Genomic DNA, 19339 nt, shown 5'->3' on the forward strand with positions numbered 1-19339 from the left:
GCTGCGCCCTCATTATAACATCGCTGCGATCAGCCCTTACGCCCCGGCAGGACTCGCCTCGCCGAACGGGCCCTTGCGCTTGCGGATGCGCGGGATGGAGGAGCCCGCCGCCGGGATCACCGACGGTTTGATCGTCGTGCCGTCGTCGCGGGTAATCTCGCCCTTTTCCAGCAGCGCCCGGATTTCCTCGCCGCTCAGCGTCTCATATTCCAGCATCGCGTTGGCGAGCAGGTGCAACTGGTCCTCATGGCCCTTGAGCAGTTCTTGCGCGCGGGCATAGCCCTGCTCCACCAGCCCGCGGATTTCCGCGTCGATCAGCTTGGCGGTTTCGTCGGACATATGGACGCGCTGGCTCTGCGAATAGCCCAGGAAGGTCTCGCCCTGCTGCTCTTCATATTGCAGCGGCCCCAGCTTGTCGGACATGCCCCATTGGGTGACCATGTCGCGCGCCAGCTTGGTGGCGTACTGGATGTCGCCCGACGCGCCGCTCGACACCTTGTCGTAACCGAAGATGATCTCCTCGGCGACGCGTCCGCCCATGGCGACGGCCATGTTCGCGTGCATCTTGTCGCGATGATAGCTGTAGCTGTCCCGCTCCGGCAGGCGCATCACCATGCCCAGCGCGCGGCCGCGCGGGATGATCGTCGCCTTGTGGATCGGGTCGGACGCGGCTTCGTGGACCGACACGATGGCATGGCCGGCCTCATGATAGGCGGTCATCTTCTTCTCATCGTCGGTCATGACCATGGAACGGCGCTCCGCACCCATCATGACCTTGTCCTTGGCGGATTCGAATTCGTCCATCGCGACCAACCGTTTGCCCCGCCGCGCCGCGGTCAGCGCCGCTTCGTTGACGAGATTGGCCAGGTCCGCGCCGGAGAAGCCCGGCGTGCCGCGCGCAATGACGCGGGGATCGACGTCGGGCGCCAACGGCACCTTCTTCATATGCACGGCCAGGATCTTCTCGCGCCCGTCGATGTCGGGACGAGGCACGACGACCTGGCGGTCGAAGCGGCCCGGCCGCAGCAGCGCAGGGTCCAGCACGTCGGGGCGGTTGGTCGCCGCAACGATGATGATGCCTTCGTTCGCTTCGAAGCCGTCCATCTCCACCAGAAGCTGGTTCAGCGTCTGCTCGCGCTCGTCATTGCCATTGCCCAGGCCCGCGCCGCGATGGCGGCCGACCGCGTCGATTTCGTCGATGAAGACGATGCAGGGCGCATTCTTCTTGGCCTGTTCGAACATGTCGCGCACACGGCTCGCGCCGACGCCCACGAACATCTCGACAAAGTCGGACCCCGAAATGGTGAAGAAGGGCACGCCCGCCTCCCCCGCGATCGCGCGGGCCAGCAGCGTCTTGCCAGTGCCGGGCGAACCGACCAGCAGCGCGCCCTTGGGAATCTTGCCACCCAGACGCGCGAACTTGGTCGGGTCTTTCAGGAACTCGACGATTTCCTGAAGCTCTTCGCGCGCCTCATCGATGCCGGCGACGTCGTCAAACGTCACCTTGCCATGCTTTTCGGTCAGCAGTTTGGCCTTGGACTTGCCAAAGCCCATCGCGCCGCCCGCGCCGCCGCCCTTCTGCATCTGGCGCAGCACGAAGAAGGCGATGCCCAGGATCAGCAGGAACGGCAGCGACTGGTAGATGAGGATCTGCCAGAAGCTGGGCTGGTCCTGCGCCTGGCCCGAATATTTGACGCCATTATCGTCCAGCAGGCTGGTCAGGCCCGGATCGGCGACGGGAATGGTGGTGAACTTCTGTCCGCCCGACAATGTACCGCTGATCTTGTCCGGTGCGATGGCGACGTCCTTGACCTGGCCTTCCTGCACCTTGGACCGGAATTCCGAATAGGCGATGCCGGTCCCCGCGCTGGACGCGGTCCGGCTGTCGAACAGCGACACGAACATCAGCAGGGCGACGATCACGCCCGCCCAAATCATGGCGCTCTTGATCCAGGGGTTGCCCTGCGGGTCTTTCTCGTCGTTCATCATCACTCGCTTTCACCGGCCAAGATAGGGCGCGCCGGCAAAAGCGCAAGCGCACGCAGTCCCGTCCCGACCGCTATTTCACGCGCCGCGCGCCAGGGTTCAGGCGACGCCCAGCAGCGTCAGCGCGACATAGGCCAGCGCCAGCGCCACCCCGCCCGACAGCCCGCACAACAGATAGCCGACATAGAGCAGCAACGGCGAATGCGGCCGCCCGCGCTTGCGATTACGCTGCGCCGCCGAAAGAATGACACTGGCCAACAGGCCATAGGTCAGTGCCGCAAATTCCACCATGCACCAGATTCCCCGCTATAAAGACCGCAGGATAGTCATGGCGGCCGTTAAAGAAAGGTCATTGCACCGCATCAAATCGGCGAAGCGTGGGCCTTGCGCGACAATCCGTGGAACCTTTCCGTAACGATTATTGCGGGGTGCGCCGCGGCGGCGCAGGATGCAGCGTCCATTGCGTCCCACCCTTTAATAGCCAGTCGCCCATACTCGCCTGCCCGCCGGCCATTGCGGCCGCCATGGCGCGATCCAGGCTGTCGCCGCGCGGCGGCTGCGCCTCGCCCCGCTCCAGCATGAGCAGCAAGAGCCGCCGCAAATATTCGCGCGGCAGGTCCGTACGTTCCAGCCGCCACCCCGCCCCGTCGGCGCGCACATGCTCTGCGGCCAACGCCGCCACGCTCCACCCGATCGCCATGTCCGCCTCCGCCAGCGCCGCCGCGCTGCGTGCCGCCGCCTCGACATCCAGCCAGGGCGCCTGGCTCAGCGCCGTCCGCAGCGCCGCCCGGTCGAAGCGTGGATCGGCATTGGACGGATCATGGACATGGGGCAGGCCCTCCCCGTCGGCCAGCGCCTGCAACGTCGCCTTGCGCACCCCCAGCAGCGGGCGGATCACCCGGCCCGCACCCGATGCCGATCGCGCGCGCACCCCGGCCAGTCCGCCGACGCCCGACCCGCGGTTAAGGCGCATCAGCATCGTTTCCAGTTGGTCGTCGGCATGATGGGCGGTCATGACCCAGTCGATCCCTTGCCCGGCCCGCCATGCCTCGATCAACCGATAGCGCAGCGCCCGCGCCCAGGCCTGAACATTGCCCGCCACCGGCCGGTCGGGCGTCAACGTCGCATGGGCGATACCCCGATCCGCGCACCAGCGCGCGACCATCGCCGCTTCATCCGCCGATTCTGCGCGCAGTTGATGATCGACCGTCACCGCCGCCACGCGATCCGGAAAGGCGCGCACGGCCAGCCACAGCAAAGCCATGCTGTCCGGCCCGCCCGACACCGCCACGCCGAAACGCGCCGCCCGGTCGTCCCCGACCAGCGCCCGCGTCGCCGCGTCCAGCCGCGCCACCAGCGCGGTCGCATCGCTGCTTAGCTGCACTTCGCCTTGGCGCGGCCTGCAGTCATCATGCCGCGCAGGGTGGAAGAGAGGCTGCCGCCATAGACCTGCTCCAGCTCCTGATAGACCTTGCACGCATCGGCCGGCTTCTTGAGCTGGATCAGCGCATCGCCCAGATAGGCGAGGCTGTCCGCCGCACGGTCGCCGCGCGGGCGCTTCTGGTAATTTTCATAGAAGGCGACCGACGCGAGCGCCGGCTTGCCATCGTCCAGATAGGCGCGGCCAAGCAGGTTCTGCGCCTTGCTGGCGACCGGGCTGGCGCCATATTTCTCGACCGTCGCCTTTAGCTGGCCCTGCGCCTCGGGATAGAATTTGGCGTCCCACAGACGATAGCCATAATTATAGGCGTCGCTGGCGGCATCGCCGGTGTCGGGCCGCTCCACCGCCGCGACGGCGGCCTTGCGTGCGTCGCTCGCGACCGGCGGCGCAACAGCAGGGGCCGGCTTGGCGGCGGCGGGCCGTGGCTGGGCCGCGATCGGCGCGGCCTCTGCCGGTACGGACGCGGACGGCCGGGGCGTGGACACGGCGACGGGCGCCGGCTCGGCCATGCGCGCGTCATTCTCCGCCTTATATTTGTTGAACGCCTCCTCCAGCTGGCGGAGCTTGTAGCTATTCTCCTCCACCTGGCCCGTGATAGAGGCGAGCTGCGATTCCAGCGCGCCGACCCGCGCGGTCAGGTCGGCGATCGGGGTGGACGCGGGCGATCCGGGCGCGATCGTGGGCGTGGCCGGGCGGCTGATCTCCGCCTCGATCGGGGTGCCGGCCGGAAACACCTTGCGCTGCACCGCGCGCATTTCCTTTTCCAGCCGGTCGACCCGCACCTCCACCGGCGCGTTCTGCGCAGCGGCCGGCTGGACCATGACAGGCATGGCAACGGCCAGCAAAGCCGCCGTTGTCGCAAGAAGGGCGTTACGCATGATGATCCCCGACTGATATTCCTGGCTTAACCATAAGGCGATATTTCGCGCGGTAAAGCGCGACGTCGCCTGTCCGCCCGACCGCCCCCGTCAGGGTTGCGGTGCAGCAGTCCCGTCGCCGACGGGTGCAACCGGCGCGGGCGTCGGAACGGCTGGGCTGCTCGCCTCGCTCCGCCCGGTTCCGCCCTGCCCCGCGCCTGTCCGGCGTGGCGCCGGACGGGCCGGCGCCACGGCCGGGCCGGCCGCGGGCGCAGCGCCGCGCGCCAGCAGCGCTTCGGCGCTGACCGGCACGTCCGCGATGGTGCGATCGGCCGCGCCGAGCGGCGCGATCGGCTTGCCCCCTACGGTCACGCTCAGCGCCTGGGGGCGTCCGGTCAGGATCATCGGTCCCTTGGCGGCCGGCGGCAGCGTGAAGCTCTCGCCCTTCTTGAGCAAGCCGTCCTTCAACCGCTCGCCCGCCTCGTCATAGATGCGCAGCCACACGTCGTCGACGGCGGTGAACACCACCGGCTGGGCGGCGGGCGCGACAGGTGCGACGCCGGGGGTACGTTCGGCCGCGGGCTGGGCCTGCTCCTGCGCGATTTCCTCGCCGGTCGGCGGCGTCATCAACTGGGTCCGCCAGATGGTATAGCCCGCGATCAGCACGATCACGATCGCCAGCACCACCCATGCCAGCCGCCGCGGCGGAACCCGTGCGGGATCGACCGGCTCGAACGCCTCGTACCGCGCGCCCATGTCGCTATTATGCACGCCATGGCGCACCTCGGCCGCGATCGCCACCTCGTCCAGATCGACCGCGCGAGCATAGGCGCGGGCGAAACCGACGGCATAGGGGATGCCCGGCAGGGCCGCATAATCGTCGCGCTCGACCGCTTCAAGCTGGCGCTGGGCGATGCGCGTGCGGGTCGCGACGTCCTGGATCGAAAGACCCTGCGCCTCCCGCGCAGCACGTAGCTTGGCGCCGGGGGTCGAAGGCTGCGCTTCCGGCGCGCTTTCCGCCCCGGTTTCGAGTTCTGGTTCGTCTGCCATGCTGCTCCGCGACCTGTGATGGCCGGCCTTGTCTCATTGCGGGACGGGCGTTGTCAACGCCGCGTCCGCCCATTCAGTTCAGTTCGATGTTCCGTTCGACCGCCCATTGCGTCAGTCGCCCGCGAATGTCGATGACGCCGGCGTCCAGCAACTCGCGCATCAGCACGCGCAATTCCTCCGCATCGATCGCGCGGATCATCGCCTTCACCGGCCCGACCGACGCAGGGGTGATCGACAGCCGTCGCACCCCCAGCCCGATCAGCGCCAGCGCCTCCAGCGTGCGCCCGCCCATTTCGCCGCACACGCCGACCGGCACCTGATAGTCGTGGCATGTCCGCACCACCCGGTCCAGGAAGCGCAGGATCGCGATGCTCAGCCAGTCGTAGCGCTCGGCCAGCTTGGGGTGCGCCCGGTCGGCCGCGAACAGGAACTGGGTCAGGTCGTTGGTGCCGATCGACAGGAAATCCAGCTTGGGCAGCAGGATATCCAGCACCTCGGCCAGCGCCGGCACCTCCAGCATCGCGCCATAGCGCACCGCGATCGGCAGCTTCTTCTTCTGCCCCTGCAGCCATTCACGCTGATGCTCGACCAGCGCGCGCGCCTCTTCATATTCCCATGGTTCCGACACCATCGGGAACATGACGTGCAGCACCTTGCCCGCACTCGCCTCCAGCAACGCGCGCGCCTGCGCCTTCATCAGGGCGTCTCGATCCAGCGCCAGCCGCAGCGCGCGCCAGCCCATCGCCGGATTATCCTCATGCTCGTCATCGTCGCGCTGCATATAGGGCAGCGCCTTGTCCCCGCCGATATCGACGGTGCGGAAGATGACGGGCCTGTCTCCCGCGGCGTCCAGCACATCCTTGTAGAGCCGCTGCTGCTTCTCGCGCTGCGGCAGCGTGGCCGACACCAGGAACTGGAATTCGGTGCGGAACAGGCCGATCCCGTCCGCGCCCACCATGTCCAGCGCCTGCGCATCCTCGCGCAACCCGGCATTGACCATCAGTTCGACCCGCTGCCCGTCCGCCGTCACCGACGGCAGGTCGCGCATGGCGACGAACTCGGCGCGGCGCTTCTGCGTGACGTGCAGCTTGCTTTCGAACGCCTCCTCCATGTCGGCGGTCGGGCGAATCAGCAGCGTGTTGGCCGCGACGTCCATCAGGATCAGGTCGCCTTCATTCACCAGATGGCGGATGTCGCGCACCCGGCCCAGCACCGGCACGCCCATGGCGCGCGCGACGATGGTGACATGCGCGGTCAGCGACCCTTCCTCCAGGATCACGCCCTTCAGCCGCCGGCGGTCATATTCCAGCAGCTCCGCCGGCCCCAGATTGCGCGCGATCAGGATCGCGTCCTGCCGCAGCCCCATCTGCGCCGCCGTACCCAACTGCCCCGAAACGATCCGCAGCAGGCGGTTGGCCAGATCCTCCAGATCGTGCATCCGGTCGCTCAGCAACGGATCGTCGATCTGCCGCATCCGCATCCGGGTGCGCTGCTGCACCCGCTCGATCGCCGCCTCGGCGGTCAGGCCGCTGTCGATCGCCTCGTTGATGCGCCGCGTCCAGCCCTCGTCATAGGCGAACATCTTGTAGGTTTCGAGCACCTCCTGATGCTCGCCCTCCATGCCGAACTCGGCCGCGCCGGTCATCCGGTCGATCTGCTCGCGCATCTTGGTGAAGGCGGAAATCACGCGCTGCCGCTCCGCCTCGGTATCCTCCGCGACGGTATGTTCGATATGGACGCGCGGCTGGTGGAAGACGACATGGCCGCGCGCCATGCCCATCACCAGTTGCAACCCGTGCAACATGGTCGTGCCGGTGTCTGTCACCCGCTGGTCGGCCGGGCCGTCATCGGCCAGTTCGGCGTTCGCGATCAGCTCGGACATCACCATGGCGACGGTCTGGAGCGCCTCGATCTCCACCTCTTCATATTTGCGCGGATCGGCATGTTGCACGCACAGGACGCCGATCGCGCGCTCGCGCCGTACGATCGGCACGCCTGCGAAACTATGGAACAGTTCTTCGCCGGTTTCGGGACGATAGGAGAAATCGGGATGCGACGCCGCCTCGTCCAGGTTCAGCGTCTCGACATTGGTGGCGATCAGGCCGACCAGGCCCTCGCCCATCGCCATGCGGGTGACATGGACCGCTTCCTGTTTCAGGCCGCGGGTCGCGAACAGCTCCAGCACGCCCTCGCGCACCAGATAGATGGAGCAGACCTCGCTCGACAGCGACTCGCCGATAATCTCCACGACCTTGTTCAGCTTGGTCTGCGCGCTGTTGCGCGCAGCCATCACCTCCTGCAGGCGGACGAGAATCTGTCGGGCGGCGGCGGCGGGTGTGCTGGGCATGATAGCAGCGCTAACAGATTGAAGCCCCGCTTTCCAAGGCGTTTCCTATGATCGCCGCGCCAATATTGTTGAGCAGACCTTATTTGCATGGCGGAAACATTCTGTACAATCGTCCAGCAAGCTGGAAGCCCGTTACGGGCGTGCAGGGAGGAACAGGGATCATGGCGACGCAACTCGAACCGGCAATGGAACAGGATCTGATCGATCGCGGCTATTCGCGCCGCCAGTTGGCGAAGGTCGCCGCCTTGCTCGGCGCGGGGGCCGCCGCCATCCGCGTGACCGGCGCGGGCGCCCAGCAGGCGGCCAAGGCGGTGGCCGGAGCCGTGCGCATCGGCGCCAATGAATGCTGGACCGGCCCTTTCCCGGTGGCCGCGCAGGCCGCCTTCAAGCTGGTGCAGGAAGGCAATCGCTACGAGCCGGACAATGAACATCAGAAATTGTTCGACGCCGTCGCCGCGGTGGAGGGCATTCCCGCCGACCGCGTCACCGCCTGGCCCGGCTCGTCCGACCCGCTGAGCCGCGTCGCCGTCGCCTATGCCTCGCCCACGCGCGGCATCGTCACCGCCGACCCCACCTATGAAGCGATCTGGCGCACCGGCGACTGGCTCGGCGCCAAGGTGACGAAAGTGCCGCTGACCAAGGATTTCGCCCATGACGTGAAGGCGATGCTGGCGGCCGATCCCAATGCGGGCGTCTATTATATCTGCTCGCCTAACAACCCGACCGGCACCATCACGCCGATCGCCGACATCGAATGGCTGGCGAACAACAAGCCCAAGGATGCGATCCTCGTCGTCGACGAAGCCTATATCCACTGGGTCGATGGCCCCAATACCGCCAAGCTCGCCGCCACGCGCGACGACGTGCTGATCCTGCGGACCTTCTCGAAGCTGTTCGGCATGGCGGGGATGCGCCTCGGCCTCACCTTCGCCAGCCCCGCGCTGATGGAAAAGATGATGCGCTATGATGGCGGCCAGGTGACCGGCATGTTGCCGATGACCGCCGTCGCCTGCGGTACCGCCTCGGTCGGCGAGGCCGCCCTCATCAAGGCCCGCCGCGCCGAAATGGTCGCTGCCCGCGAAAAGTCGGTCAGCCATTTGAAGGCCAAGGGGATCAAGGTCATCCCAGGCAGCCAGGCGAACATGTTCATGATCGACTGGGGCAAGAAGACCGCCAAGGAGATGCAGGCCGCCCTGCTCGCCGCCAATGTGCAGATTGGTCGCAACTGGCCGATCTGGCCCACCGTGTCGCGCGTGTCGGTCGGCTCGATGGAGGAAATGGAAGCGTTCAACGCCGCGGTCGACAAGGTCTGGAAGGCATAGTCGCAGCAGACCCGAAAAACGCATAAAAATTACGAAATCTCAGGGCGGCGCATTGTGGAAATGCGCCGCCCTTTCGTTTTCCCCCATGAGATTTGAAACCGAAATCACACGGGGACGGACGACATGACCATGATGCTGACCAAAGACGCCAAGGATGACATGATCGAGCGCGGCTATTCGCGCCGCCAGTTGGGTGAGGTTGCCGCGCTGCTCGGTGCCGGCGTCGCCGCCAGTTCGCTGCTGGGCGGCAGCGCCATGGCGCAGCAGCAGGCCGCGCGCGGCGTCAAGGGCGCAGTGCGCATCGGCTCCAACGAATGCTGGACCGGGCCCTTCCCCTCGGGCGTTCAGGCCGCCGCCGAAGCCGCCTCGTTCGGCAACTGGTACGACCCCGACAATTATAAGGGCGACCTCATCAAGACCGTCGCCGGCGTCGAAGGTATTCCCGAAGCGCAGGTCATGCCCTGGCCTGGTTCGGGCGGTCCGCTGGTCAGCATCGTCGCGGCCTATTGCTCGCCCACCAAGGGCCTGGTGACGGCCGATCCGACCTTCGAATCCGCCTGGCGCACCGCCGATTACATGAAGGCCCCCATTGCCAAGGCGCCCCAGGCGATCGGCAAGGGCCATGACGTCAAGGCGATGCTGGCCGCCAATCCGAACGCGGGCCTCTATTATATCTGCACGCCCAACAACCCGACCGGCACCATCACCCCGCTGGCCGACATCAAGTGGCTGCTGGACAACAAGCCCGCCGACGCGATGCTGCTGGTGGACGAAGCCTATATCCACTTCTCCGAAGCCCCCAGCGCCGCTTCGCTGATCGGTACCCGCAAGGACATCATCGTCATGCGGACCTTCTCGAAGCTGTTCGGCATGGCCGGCGTGCGCCTTGGCCTGACCTTCGCCGATCCCGAAGTGCAGAAGCGCATTTCGCTGTTCGGCCCCTCGGCCGGCGGCCTGGCGATCACCGCCATGCATTGCGGCAATGCGGTCTACAAGGAAGCCGCCCTCATCAAGGCGCGCCGCAACGAAATGATCGCCAACCGCGACGAGACGATCGCATGGCTGACCAAGAAGGGCATCGAGGTACAGCCCGGCAGTCAGGCGAACATGTTCATGGTCAACTGGAAAAAGCCGGCCAAGGAAATGCAGGCTGCCCTGCTCGCCACGCCGGAAAAGGTACAGATCGGCCGCAACTGGCCGATCTGGCCCAACGTTTCGCGCGTGACCGTCGGCAGCGCCGACGACATGGCCAAGTTCCGCGCCGCCGTGGACAAGGTCTACAAGGCCTAAAGGCTGAGCCTCCCATAGGCACGCAGAAAGGCGTCCGGGCAACCGGGCGCCTTTTTTTGGTGAGGGGGAATGAAGGTGAGAATGATGTATGCCCCTCCCGTAACCGGCAGGGGGAACCTGCGCATGTTCACCCTCATCCCGCCCGCGCCGCCAGCACCGCGATCATCTCCCGCCCGAGGTTCGCCAGCGGCCCGTCGCCCTCGCGCGCGTAGAGCGACACGAGCATCGGCTCGACCCCGCCCAGATCGTGCCGCCGCACCACCGCCGCCCCGCCCACGCCCGCCAGCGGCAGCAGCGACGCACCCACCCCGGCCGCGACCGCCGCCACGACGCTTTGCAGGCTGCTTCCCGAAAAGGCGACGAACCAGCGTCGCCCCTCCCGCTCCAGCTGCGCGAACATCGCCTCGCGATACAGACCACCCGCCGGAAAGCAGACCAGCGGCAACGCCTCCTCCACCATCGCGCCACCCTCCGCCGCCGTGAACCAGCCCAAAGGCTCCGCAAAACTCGCGCGGCAATCCGGCCCGGCCACCGCTTCCTTGACGATGACGATATCGAACTCTCCCTGCCGGTATCGCTGCGCCAGATCGCGGCTCAACCCGGTCGTCGCGTCCAGCCGGATATGCCGGTGCGCCCGCGCAAAGCCGGCAAAGGCTTGCGCCATCGCCCCCGTCGCCAGATCCTCCGGCAGGCCGATGGAGATCGCCGCCGTCCCCGCCGGATCGCGCAGCAGCAACGCGGCATCCTCATTCAGCAGCAATATCCGCCGGGCATGACCGATCAGCCGCTCGCCCATCGCGGTCAGGCATACCGGCCGCGCCGACCGGTCGACCAGCCGGTGCCCCGCCATCGCCTCCAGTCGGCCGATCTGCTGGCTGATGGTCGACTGGGTCATGTTCAGCCGCTCGGCCGCATGGGTGAAATTGCCGCTATCGGCAATGGCGACAAGGCTGCGCAGCAGGCGGGGATCGAACATAGACGTCATTATCACTATGCATACTATCCATTCCAACATCTAATTTGCGCATGATGGCGACGCCGCTAAAATCGTCCTTCCCCCACCGGAGCGCAGACCGACGATGAAGACACTGCTGGCCACCGCCCTGCCCCTGGTCGCGCTGTTCGCATCGCCCGCACTGGCCTCCCCGCAAGAGGGCGACATGATGATCCGCCACGTTTCCGTGATCGACGTCGAGCATGGTCGCGCCAATGCCGATCAGGCCGTCGTCCTGCGCGGCGCCGACATCGTCGCCGTCGGCCCGGACCGCGCGATCAGCAAGGCATGGCGCACGCCCAGCGCGATCGAAGGCAAGGGCCGCTTCCTCATCCCCGCGCTCTGGGACATGCATGTCCATTTCGGCGGCGGCCCCGACCTGATCGAGGAGAATAAGGCGCTCCTTCCCCTTTATGTGGCCCATGGCATCACCACCATCCGTGACTGTTCCGGTGACCTGCCCGACAGCGTGCTGACATGGCGCCACGATATCGCGAGCGGCAGCCTGTTCGGCCCGCGCCTCCTCACTTCCGGCGCGAAGATCGAGGGGATCGCGCCGGTCTGGAAGGGCACGATCGAAGTCGGCAGCAGAGCCGATGTCGACGCCGCCATCACCCGACTCCAGCAACGCGACCATGTCGACTTCGTGAAGATCACCGACAGCACCTTGAAGCCCGACCTGTTCCTCTACGCCGTAGCGCAGGCGAAGGCCCACGGCCTGCGCAGTTCGGGCCATATCCCGATGGCGCTGACCGTCGGACAGGCGGTGGACGCCGGCATCAGTTCGATCGAGCATCTCGACTATGCCTATAAGGCGGGCGTGAAGGACGAAGCCGCCATCGCCGCCGATTTCGCCGCCGGCCGCATCGACCGGGCGGAAGCCAATCGCCGCCTCGACGCCGGTTTCGACACCGACACCGCCATGGCCGCCTATCGCCATTTCGCCGCGAAGGGCGTGTTCGTCACCCCGACGCTCAACGGCAGCCGCATCCTCGCCTATCTCGACCGCGATAGCCACGCGACCGATCCCTATCTCGCCTTTATCGGGCCGAAACTGCGCAAGACCTATGACTGGCGCATCCAGCGCGCGGCAGGGGCCGACGCCGCCGCCATACAGGCGCGCCACGATCATTTCGAACGCATGGCCGCCATATTGCCGCTGCTGCAAAAGGCGGGCGTGACGATCATCGCCGGCACCGATGCGGGCTTCCTCAACAGCTTCAACTATCCCGGCATCGGCCTGCATGACGAACTGTCCCTGTTCGTGAAACAGGGCCTCACCCCAGCCCAGGCCCTGTCCGCCGCTACCCGCGCCGGCCCCGCCTGGTTCGGCCAGCTCGACCGCTATGGCAGCGTAGAGGCCGGCAAGGCTGCCGACCTCGTCCTGCTCGACCGCAATCCGTTGCAGGATATCAACGCCACCCGCGCCATCGCCACCGTCGTCATGCGCGGCAAAAGCTACGACCGCGCCGCGCTCGACTCCATGCTGGCCGATACGAAGGCCAGGGTCGCCGACTGAAACAAGGCGCCCTGATTTGCTTAAAATCCCTCCATGCGTTACCATGTTCCACCAAATGGACATCTGGAGACGGGATGCGTGGAAAAGGGCTGCTAATGACATGGGCGCTGCCGCTGCTGGCCGCAGCCGCACCGGCTCCCGAACCCGCGTCATGGACTGACCCCACCACCGGCCACCGCATCGTCCGCGTCGATGACCGCCCCGGCAATTATGGCATCTATTTCAACTACAACCCGTTCACCCCGGACGGGAAGCGGATGATCTATCTGACGCCCGAGGGCATCCGCGTCGCCGACACAAGCAACTGGACGACCAAGCTGGTCCTGAAGGAAAAGATCGACCGCCTGCTCTTCGTCGGCAATCGCGCTCCGATCGCCTATTACAGCACCAGCCCGATCGGCAACGAAGCCGCCTCGACTGTCTGGTCGGTCGATCTGGACAGCGGCGAGCGCCGCCGCATCGCCGACCTGCCCGGCGGCCGCATCGCCTCGATCAATGCCGACGACACGCTGCTCGCCGGCCATCGCGAACTTGCCCCGCCGCCTGCCGCCATCGCCGCGCAGGGCAATCGCGATCCCAAGACCGGCTCCCCCACCTATGCCGCCAACGGCCCGGACGGAAAGCCGCTGCCCTTCGCCGTCGCCAAGGAGCAATGGATGGCCAAACGCCTCGCCGCCGGGGTGCCGATGGAAATCTTCACCATCGACCTCCGCACCGGCGCCCGGAAAACCGTCATCCGGTCGAACGACTGGCTCAACCATGTCCTCTTCTCGCCCGCCGACCCAACCCTGCTCTCCTATTGCCATGAAGGGCCGTGGCAGAAGGTCGACCGCATCTGGACCATCCGCACCGACGGCAGCCGGACAACGAAAGTCCACCAGCGCACATTTCAGGGTGAGATCGCCGGCCACGAATATTGGGCGCCCGACGGCCGCACCATCTGGTACGACCTGATCCAGCCGATGGGCGTGCGCTGGCTGGCCAGCTTCGACGTAGTGAGCGGCGCGCGGCGCTGGTATGCGCTACGACCGGGCCAGGGCAGCTATCACTACAGTTCCTCGCCTGACAGCCGGACCTTCGCGGGCGACGGCAATGATGAGGGCAAATATATCAGCCTGTTCCATCCCCGTCCTGACACCAACCCGCGCGCCCGCGACACGCTGGACGGGGAGACGCTGATCGCGGCCGGCGACCTGCAAACCGAACGCCTCGCCGACCTGTCGAAACAGGATTATACGCTGGAACCCAACCAGCATTTCACCCCCGACGGAAAATGGCTGGTCTATCGCGCGAATGTGGAGGGCAAGCCCGCCATCTACGCGGTGGAAGTAGCGAAGGCTCGATGATGAACCGTTCAGGCCCTCAATGGATCAAGCGCTCGCCGCCGACGTCTCGCACAGCGCTTTAAATTGCTCCACCATCATGTCCCAGCCGGGATGGAAGCCCATCTCCTCATGCCGCGCCTTCGCCTCGGCATCCCAATGGCGCGCGGTCGCGGTGAAGCGCGTGCCGCCATCGCCGTCTACATCCTCGTCGGCAAATTGCCATAGCGCCGTCATGAAGGGCGTCTGCGGCACCCAGCCCGCGGCATAGGCATCGGTCGTCACCACCCGCTCGCCCGCCACCACCTCCAGGAAGACGCCTTCCATCGGCCCGGTCTCCTCGCCATCCGGCCCGAACATCTGCACCGCGCTGCGCCCGCCGGGACGCAGATCCTCCTCGATCACCTCGGCGCGCCAGGGCTTGGGGCAGAACCATTCGTCCTTCAGGTCGGTCCACACCTTCCAGCAGATCGCGCGCGGCGCGGCGATATGGCAGGTGACGGTCAGTTCATGCTCGGCGCCGCTCATGCCGCCTCTCCATCGAAGGCCGCCTGCATCGCGGCGGTGTCCAGCTTCTGCATCGTCATCATCGCGGCCATCATCCGGGCGATCGCCGCCTTGTCGTCGCTATGATAATTGGCCATGATCGCGTTGGTGACCAGTTGCCAGGACAGGCCATATTTGTCCGTCACCCAGCCGCACGGCCCCGGCTTGCCGCCATCGCCCGTCAGCGCGTCATAATAACGATCCAGTTCCGCCTGGTCCGCGCACCCGACGGAGAGCGATATCGCCTCGTCGAAGGTGAATTGGGGACCGCCGTTCAGCGCCTGATAGCTTTGCCCGAACAGGGTGAACTCGACCAGCAGCACGCTGCCGCCCGCCATCGGTGACGGCGAGAGATTCTCGTCGGGATAATAGCTCACATGATCGACCGACCCGCCGAAGACCGACGCATAATAATGCGCCGCCTCCTCGGCCTGGCCGTCGAACCAGAGGCAGGGGGATATCTTGCTCATCATGCGTTTCCCTTGCTGCCCACCAGTGCGAACATCGCGCCCTGCGGATCGGTCGCCTGAATGATCCACGCGCCGCCGGGCACCGCCATCGGCCCGTTCAGCACGGTCCCGCCAGCCGCCGTCACCCGCTCCACCGCCGCATCGATATCGCCGACCGTGAAGTAGAAGAGCCAGAGCGGTGTCGGCATCTCCTTGGGAAGCGGCATGATGCCGCCTGTCATGTCCGGGAAATCCGTGCCGCCGGTCTGCGAAACGAGCTGGTACAGGCCCATTGCGCCCATATCCATGGCCTCGCCCTTCGCCCAGCCGAACTGCGCGCCATAGAAGGCCAGATCCTTGTCGAAATCGCCGCTATATAGTTCGTGCCAGCTGACATGGCCCAGCGGCATACCCGCCGGCGCCTCCATCCCGTCGGGGCTGGAGCCCTTGAGCAGCATGAAAATCGCACCGCCCGGATCGGCCATCACCGCAAAGCGGCCGACGCCGGGAATGTCCTCGGCCGGGCGCTTCACCGCGCCGCCCGCCGCGCTCAGCCGTGCGGCGTCGGCATCGACATCGGCCGACCCGACATAGCCGCCCCACCAGGGGGTCATGCCGCACGTCCGGGCCTCGGCCGGGATCGCCATGATCCCGCCCAGCGGCCCGGCGCTGCCCGACACGACATGATAGGGATCGTCGGTTCGCTCGCCGCCAAAGGGCTGCGACGTCCAGCCGACGACATCGCCATAGAAAGCCAGCGCCGCCTCGGGATCGCTGGTCATCAGTTCATACCAGAAGAATTTGCCAGTCAGATCGGTCATCATCCGTCTCCTGCTTAGCTGCGTGTTCCCGCGCACTAACCCTTTGCGTCCAGCAACACCTCAAACCCGCCATAGATCAGCCGCGCGCCGATGAAGGGCATGTCCTCGCCCTCTTTCGGCTGCATGCGTTCATCTTTCATGACTTTTTCGGCGCCGGCGTCGCGGGTCGCCTTGTCGGGCCATTCGATCCAGGAAAAGACCACTTCCTCTCCCTCTTCCGCGATCACGGCGGTGCGGAAGTCGTTGGTCTTGCCCGGCTTGATGTCATTGCCCCAGCATTCGACCACGCGGATCGCGCCATATTCGATGAAGATCGGCGCGGCATAGGCCGCAACCTCGCGATAGCGTTCCTTATTGCCCTTGGGCACCGGGATCACGAAACCGTCCATATAGGCCATTGTCTCTCTCCTTCCTTGTCGTCAGGTCAGGCGTCGGCGGGTTGCTGTTTGGATGCGAGCGCCGCCTCCATGTCCATCCAGGCCACTTCCCAGATATGGCCGTCCGGATCGGCGAAGTCGCGGCCATACATGAAGCCATGATCCTGCTTCGGATTCGGCTCCGTGCCGCCCGCCGCCAGCGCCTTGTCCACCGTCGCGTCGACGGCATCGCGGCTGGTTTCGCTCAGACACAGCAGCACCTGCGCGGTGTCATGGGCATTGGGGATGGCGCGCGTGGTGAAGCTGGCAAACCGCTCATGGTTCAGCAGCATCACATGGATGGTCTCGGAAAAACTCAGCATCTGCGCGCTGTCGTCGGCGAAATCCATGTTCGGCACAGCGCCTACCGCTTCATAGAAGGCGATCGACGCCGCCAGGTCGCTGACGGGCAGATTGACGAAAATCATCTTCGGAGCGGGGGTATTCGCCATCGCATTTCTCCTCGGAATGTTCAGCTTCGGCCGCGCCCTTTCTCTCCATCGGGCGACTCACCGCTTGCACTTTCCGCGCTCCATGATTATTTTATGCAACAGTTAAGTTAGAAAAGATAACTAATGAGTCAGAAACGTGCCTATCAGGACGGATGCGCCGTCGCCCACGCCCTCGACATCATCGGCGATCGCTGGGCGATGCCGATCATGCGCGAACTGATGCTCGGTCCCAAGCGCTTCACCGACCTGCGCGCCGGGCTGCCCGGAATCAGCGCCAACGTGCTGACGCAAAGGCTCGAGGATCTGGAAGCGGCGAGCATCCTGATCCGTCGTCGCCTGCCCCCGCCCGCCGCCAGCCAGATTTACGAGCTGACCGACTGGGGCCGCGAGTCGGAAATCCTGTTTCAGGTGCTGGGCCGCTGGGCCTGCCGCTCGCCCACGATGGAGCCGGGCAAGCCGATGAGCCAGGTGTCGGTGATCCTGTCGATGCGCACCATGATCGACCGCAGCCGCCTCGGCGACCTGGACGCGACGATCGGCTTCCGCTTCGGCGAGGAGGAGTTTCGCGCCATCCTGAAGGACGGCGATTGCCTCATCGACCGCGGCGCGGCGGCGGGCGCGGACGCCATCATCAGCGGCGACCAGAATGCGCTGGTCGCGGTCCTCTATGGCGGCGCAAGCTATGCGGACATGGCGGGCGCGCTGAGCGTCGAGGGCGACCGGGCGCTCGCCGACCGCTTCGCCACCCTCTTCCCCCTGCCCCCCAAGGCGCCCGACATGGTCAACGCCCCCTGATTCAGCTCTGGGCGGTCAGCTTCATCATGACCAGCCCGGTCAGGATCAGGCCCGCCGCGACCAGCCGCATCGGGCTGACCGCCCCGCCCAGAAAGGCCGCGCCGACCGCAAAGGCGCCCAGCGCGCCGATCCCGGTCCAGATCATATAGGCCGTCCCCAGCGGCAGGCTGCGCATCGCCAGCGACAGCAACCCGAAACTGGCGACCATCGCGCCCAATGTGATGAGGCTGGGCACAAGCCGGCTGAACCCATGCGACTGCTTCATCGCAAAGGCCCAGACGATTTCCAGCAGACCGGCAAAAAACAACGCAATCCAGGCCATGATGGCTCTCCTTCGTCAGAGAGCCGGGCCGTCCCGGACTTGAAACCCGCACGCGGGGGAGGACGTGGCCTCGCTTGCAGGGGTTCAGATAGGCGCATGGCCTCCCGACGGCAAGGCTATCGCCGCCGTGTCGGCTCAATGCCCCCCGTTCAACATCCCGAACACCTGCGCAAACTCGCCGCGCTGCGTCGCTTCGCTCAGGAACTTCACCCGCTCGACATGGATTTCCGCCAGCGCCGGCTGCTGCCGCAGCAACCCCATCGTCTCTGCAATGAAGTCGGCCAGCGGCATCATCTGGTCATTGTCCGCATGGCCGGGCATCAGGTCGGTCTGCACGCCGGGCGGCACGATCTCGATCAGCTCGACGCTGGTCGCCTGCAACTGCGCGCGCATCGCCAGCGACCAGCCATGAATCGCCGCCTTGGTCGCGCTGTAGGTCGGCGTCGCCGCCAGTGGCACGAAGGCAAGGCCCGACGACACGGTCAGGATCGTCGAGGCCGGCTGCGCCTCCAGATGCGGCAGCAGCGCATGGGCGAGCCGGATCGGGCCGAGCAAATTGGTGGCGATCGTCGCTTCGGCCGTGGCCAGATCGATCTTGTCCTCCGCCACCATGATCCCGGCGTTGAGCAGCACGGCGTTCAGGGCCGGGAAGTCCGCCACCAGCTTCTGCGCAAAGGTGACGATCGCGGCCGCATCCGTCATGTCCAGCACCATCGCGGCCATGCCGGGATTGTCGGCCACGACCGCGTCCAGCGCCGCCTGCCGCCGCCCGGCGATAATCACCTGGTTGCCCGCTATGTGAAATTCATGCGCCAGCGCCGCGCCAAGGCCCGAACCGCCGCCGGTGATGAGGATGGTGTTGCCTGTCGATTGCATGGGTCTGTCCTTTCAATTGGCTTGAAAGGCAATTTAGCTCTATACTCTCTTTTGGAAAGTAGGCACCGAAAAGTGCTGTAGTCACCCAAAGGTAAGAAATGGCAAATCCGCTCCAGAACCGTTTCCACGCAGACGATATCGCGCAGGCGGAACACTATCTTGCGACCGAACCGCCCGCCGAGATCGACCCCAGGGTGGAGCGACTCGTCAACGAGCTGATCGGTCGCATCGCCGACAAATGGACGCTGCTGGTGCTGGAACTGCTGGAGGAAAAGGGCACGCTGCGCTTCACCGCCATCGGCCGGCAGGTGGACGGCATCAGCCAGAAGATGCTGACGCAGACGCTGCGCCAGATGGAGCGCGACGGCCTGCTCACCCGCACCGTCCATCCGGTGGTGCCGCCGCGCGTCGATTATGCGCTGACCCCACTCGGCAACAGCCTCAGCGCCGCCTTTTGCGGCGTCTGGGTCTGGGCCGAACGCCATCTCGACACGGTCGAAGCCGCGCGCGCCAGCTTCGACGCGCGCGACTGAC

The 19339-nt window shown here is 66.0% G+C and carries 20 protein-coding genes; 6 read left to right on the forward strand and 14 right to left on the reverse strand.

Translation table 11 applies throughout. The features are described from left to right. Positions 1-36 precede the first annotated feature (36 nt). The 6 genes from ftsH to ptsP all read right to left on the reverse strand — a co-directional run bounded on the left by ftsH (position 37) and on the right by ptsP (position 7681). The gene (ftsH, locus tag ABT375_RS07850; RefSeq protein WP_224547417.1) at positions 37-1986 is read right to left on the reverse strand and encodes an ATP-dependent zinc metalloprotease FtsH; all 1950 of its coding nucleotides are present in this window, start codon (positions 1984-1986) and stop codon (positions 37-39) included. Between the two features lie 99 nt (positions 1987-2085). After that, complete coding sequence (locus ABT375_RS07855) at positions 2086-2277, reverse strand: hypothetical protein (RefSeq protein WP_224547206.1); 192 nt, start codon at positions 2275-2277, stop codon at positions 2086-2088. A gap of 127 nt (positions 2278-2404) precedes the next feature. Next, on the reverse strand, positions 2405-3370 hold the full coding sequence (tilS, locus tag ABT375_RS07860) for a tRNA lysidine(34) synthetase TilS (protein WP_261936426.1): 966 nt from the start codon (positions 3368-3370) through the stop codon (positions 2405-2407). Then, positions 3361-4305, reverse strand: coding sequence for a hypothetical protein (locus ABT375_RS07865; protein ID WP_224547208.1), 945 nt, complete (start codon positions 4303-4305; stop codon positions 3361-3363). Before ABT375_RS07865 ends, tilS begins: the two co-directional genes overlap by 10 nt. A 90-nt stretch (positions 4306-4395) precedes the next feature. Beyond that, the gene (locus tag ABT375_RS07870; RefSeq protein WP_416464677.1) at positions 4396-5334 is read right to left on the reverse strand and encodes a helix-turn-helix domain-containing protein; all 939 of its coding nucleotides are present in this window, start codon (positions 5332-5334) and stop codon (positions 4396-4398) included. Positions 5335-5407: 73 nt separating this feature from the next. Continuing rightward, complete coding sequence (gene ptsP / locus ABT375_RS07875; RefSeq protein WP_416464678.1) at positions 5408-7681, reverse strand: phosphoenolpyruvate--protein phosphotransferase; 2274 nt, start codon at positions 7679-7681, stop codon at positions 5408-5410. A gap of 161 nt (positions 7682-7842) precedes the next feature. Here ptsP and ABT375_RS07880 point away from each other — a divergent pair, with 161 nt between their 5' ends. Next, complete coding sequence (locus ABT375_RS07880; RefSeq protein ID WP_416464679.1) at positions 7843-9003, forward strand: pyridoxal phosphate-dependent aminotransferase; 1161 nt, start codon at positions 7843-7845, stop codon at positions 9001-9003. A gap of 123 nt (positions 9004-9126) precedes the next feature. Next, positions 9127-10293 carry a pyridoxal phosphate-dependent aminotransferase gene (locus ABT375_RS07885; RefSeq protein WP_416464680.1) on the forward strand — a complete coding sequence of 389 codons (1167 nt, stop codon included), beginning with the start codon at positions 9127-9129 and terminating at the stop codon, positions 10291-10293. Between the two features lie 133 nt (positions 10294-10426). Here the strand turns inward: ABT375_RS07885 and ABT375_RS07890 are convergent, their stop codons facing one another. Then, a complete protein-coding gene (locus ABT375_RS07890; protein WP_416464681.1) occupies positions 10427-11269 on the reverse strand; it encodes a LysR family transcriptional regulator in 843 nt (280 codons plus the stop codon). Positions 11270-11372: 103 nt separating this feature from the next. Here ABT375_RS07890 and ABT375_RS07895 point away from each other — a divergent pair, with 103 nt between their 5' ends. Together ABT375_RS07895 and ABT375_RS07900 are read left to right on the forward strand one after the other, a co-directional pair. After that, a complete protein-coding gene (locus tag ABT375_RS07895) occupies positions 11373-12806 on the forward strand; it encodes an amidohydrolase family protein (protein ID WP_416464682.1) in 1434 nt (477 codons plus the stop codon). A 95-nt stretch (positions 12807-12901) separates the two neighbouring features. Continuing rightward, positions 12902-14152: an oligogalacturonate lyase family protein gene (locus ABT375_RS07900; protein WP_416464683.1), complete on the forward strand. Its 1251-nt coding sequence runs from the start codon at positions 12902-12904 to the stop codon at positions 14150-14152. Positions 14153-14176: 24 nt separating this feature from the next. Here the strand turns inward: ABT375_RS07900 and ABT375_RS07905 are convergent, their stop codons facing one another. Genes ABT375_RS07905 through ABT375_RS07925 form a run of 5 tightly spaced genes read right to left on the reverse strand, consistent with a single transcriptional unit; the run spans position 14177 to position 16812 of the window. Beyond that, positions 14177-14656: an SRPBCC domain-containing protein gene (locus tag ABT375_RS07905; RefSeq protein ID WP_224547217.1), complete on the reverse strand. Its 480-nt coding sequence runs from the start codon at positions 14654-14656 to the stop codon at positions 14177-14179. After that, positions 14653-15144: a VOC family protein gene (locus ABT375_RS07910; RefSeq protein ID WP_315975810.1), complete on the reverse strand. Its 492-nt coding sequence runs from the start codon at positions 15142-15144 to the stop codon at positions 14653-14655. Before ABT375_RS07910 ends, ABT375_RS07905 begins: the two co-directional genes overlap by 4 nt. After that, positions 15144-15944, reverse strand: coding sequence for a VOC family protein (locus tag ABT375_RS07915; RefSeq protein WP_416464867.1), 801 nt, complete (start codon positions 15942-15944; stop codon positions 15144-15146). Before ABT375_RS07915 ends, ABT375_RS07910 begins: the two co-directional genes overlap by 1 nt. 35 nt (positions 15945-15979) lie before the next feature. Further along, positions 15980-16342, reverse strand: a complete 363-nt coding sequence (locus ABT375_RS07920; RefSeq protein WP_416464684.1) for a DUF1428 domain-containing protein — start codon at positions 16340-16342, stop codon at positions 15980-15982. 26 nt (positions 16343-16368) lie between these two features. Further along, a complete protein-coding gene (locus ABT375_RS07925) occupies positions 16369-16812 on the reverse strand; it encodes a VOC family protein (protein ID WP_224547220.1) in 444 nt (147 codons plus the stop codon). 123 nt (positions 16813-16935) lie between these two features. Between ABT375_RS07925 and ABT375_RS07930 the strand changes: the two genes are divergently transcribed. After that, positions 16936-17607, forward strand: a complete 672-nt coding sequence (locus ABT375_RS07930; protein ID WP_224547222.1) for a winged helix-turn-helix transcriptional regulator — start codon at positions 16936-16938, stop codon at positions 17605-17607. 1 nt (position 17608) lies between these two features. Here the strand turns inward: ABT375_RS07930 and ABT375_RS07935 are convergent, their stop codons facing one another. Both ABT375_RS07935 and ABT375_RS07940 read right to left on the reverse strand, forming a co-directional pair. Continuing rightward, complete coding sequence (locus ABT375_RS07935; RefSeq protein WP_416464685.1) at positions 17609-17929, reverse strand: DMT family transporter; 321 nt, start codon at positions 17927-17929, stop codon at positions 17609-17611. Between the two features lie 135 nt (positions 17930-18064). Continuing rightward, positions 18065-18805, reverse strand: a complete 741-nt coding sequence (locus ABT375_RS07940) for an SDR family oxidoreductase (protein WP_224547226.1) — start codon at positions 18803-18805, stop codon at positions 18065-18067. Between the two features lie 98 nt (positions 18806-18903). On the opposite strand from ABT375_RS07940, the gene ABT375_RS07945 reads away from it, so the two are divergent. Next, the gene (locus ABT375_RS07945; protein ID WP_224547228.1) at positions 18904-19338 is read left to right on the forward strand and encodes a winged helix-turn-helix transcriptional regulator; all 435 of its coding nucleotides are present in this window, start codon (positions 18904-18906) and stop codon (positions 19336-19338) included. Position 19339: the final 1 nt, after the last annotated feature.

The organism is Sphingomonas sp. VDB2 (assembly GCF_047946695.1).
Classification (GTDB): domain Bacteria; phylum Pseudomonadota; class Alphaproteobacteria; order Sphingomonadales; family Sphingomonadaceae; genus Sphingobium; species Sphingobium bisphenolicum.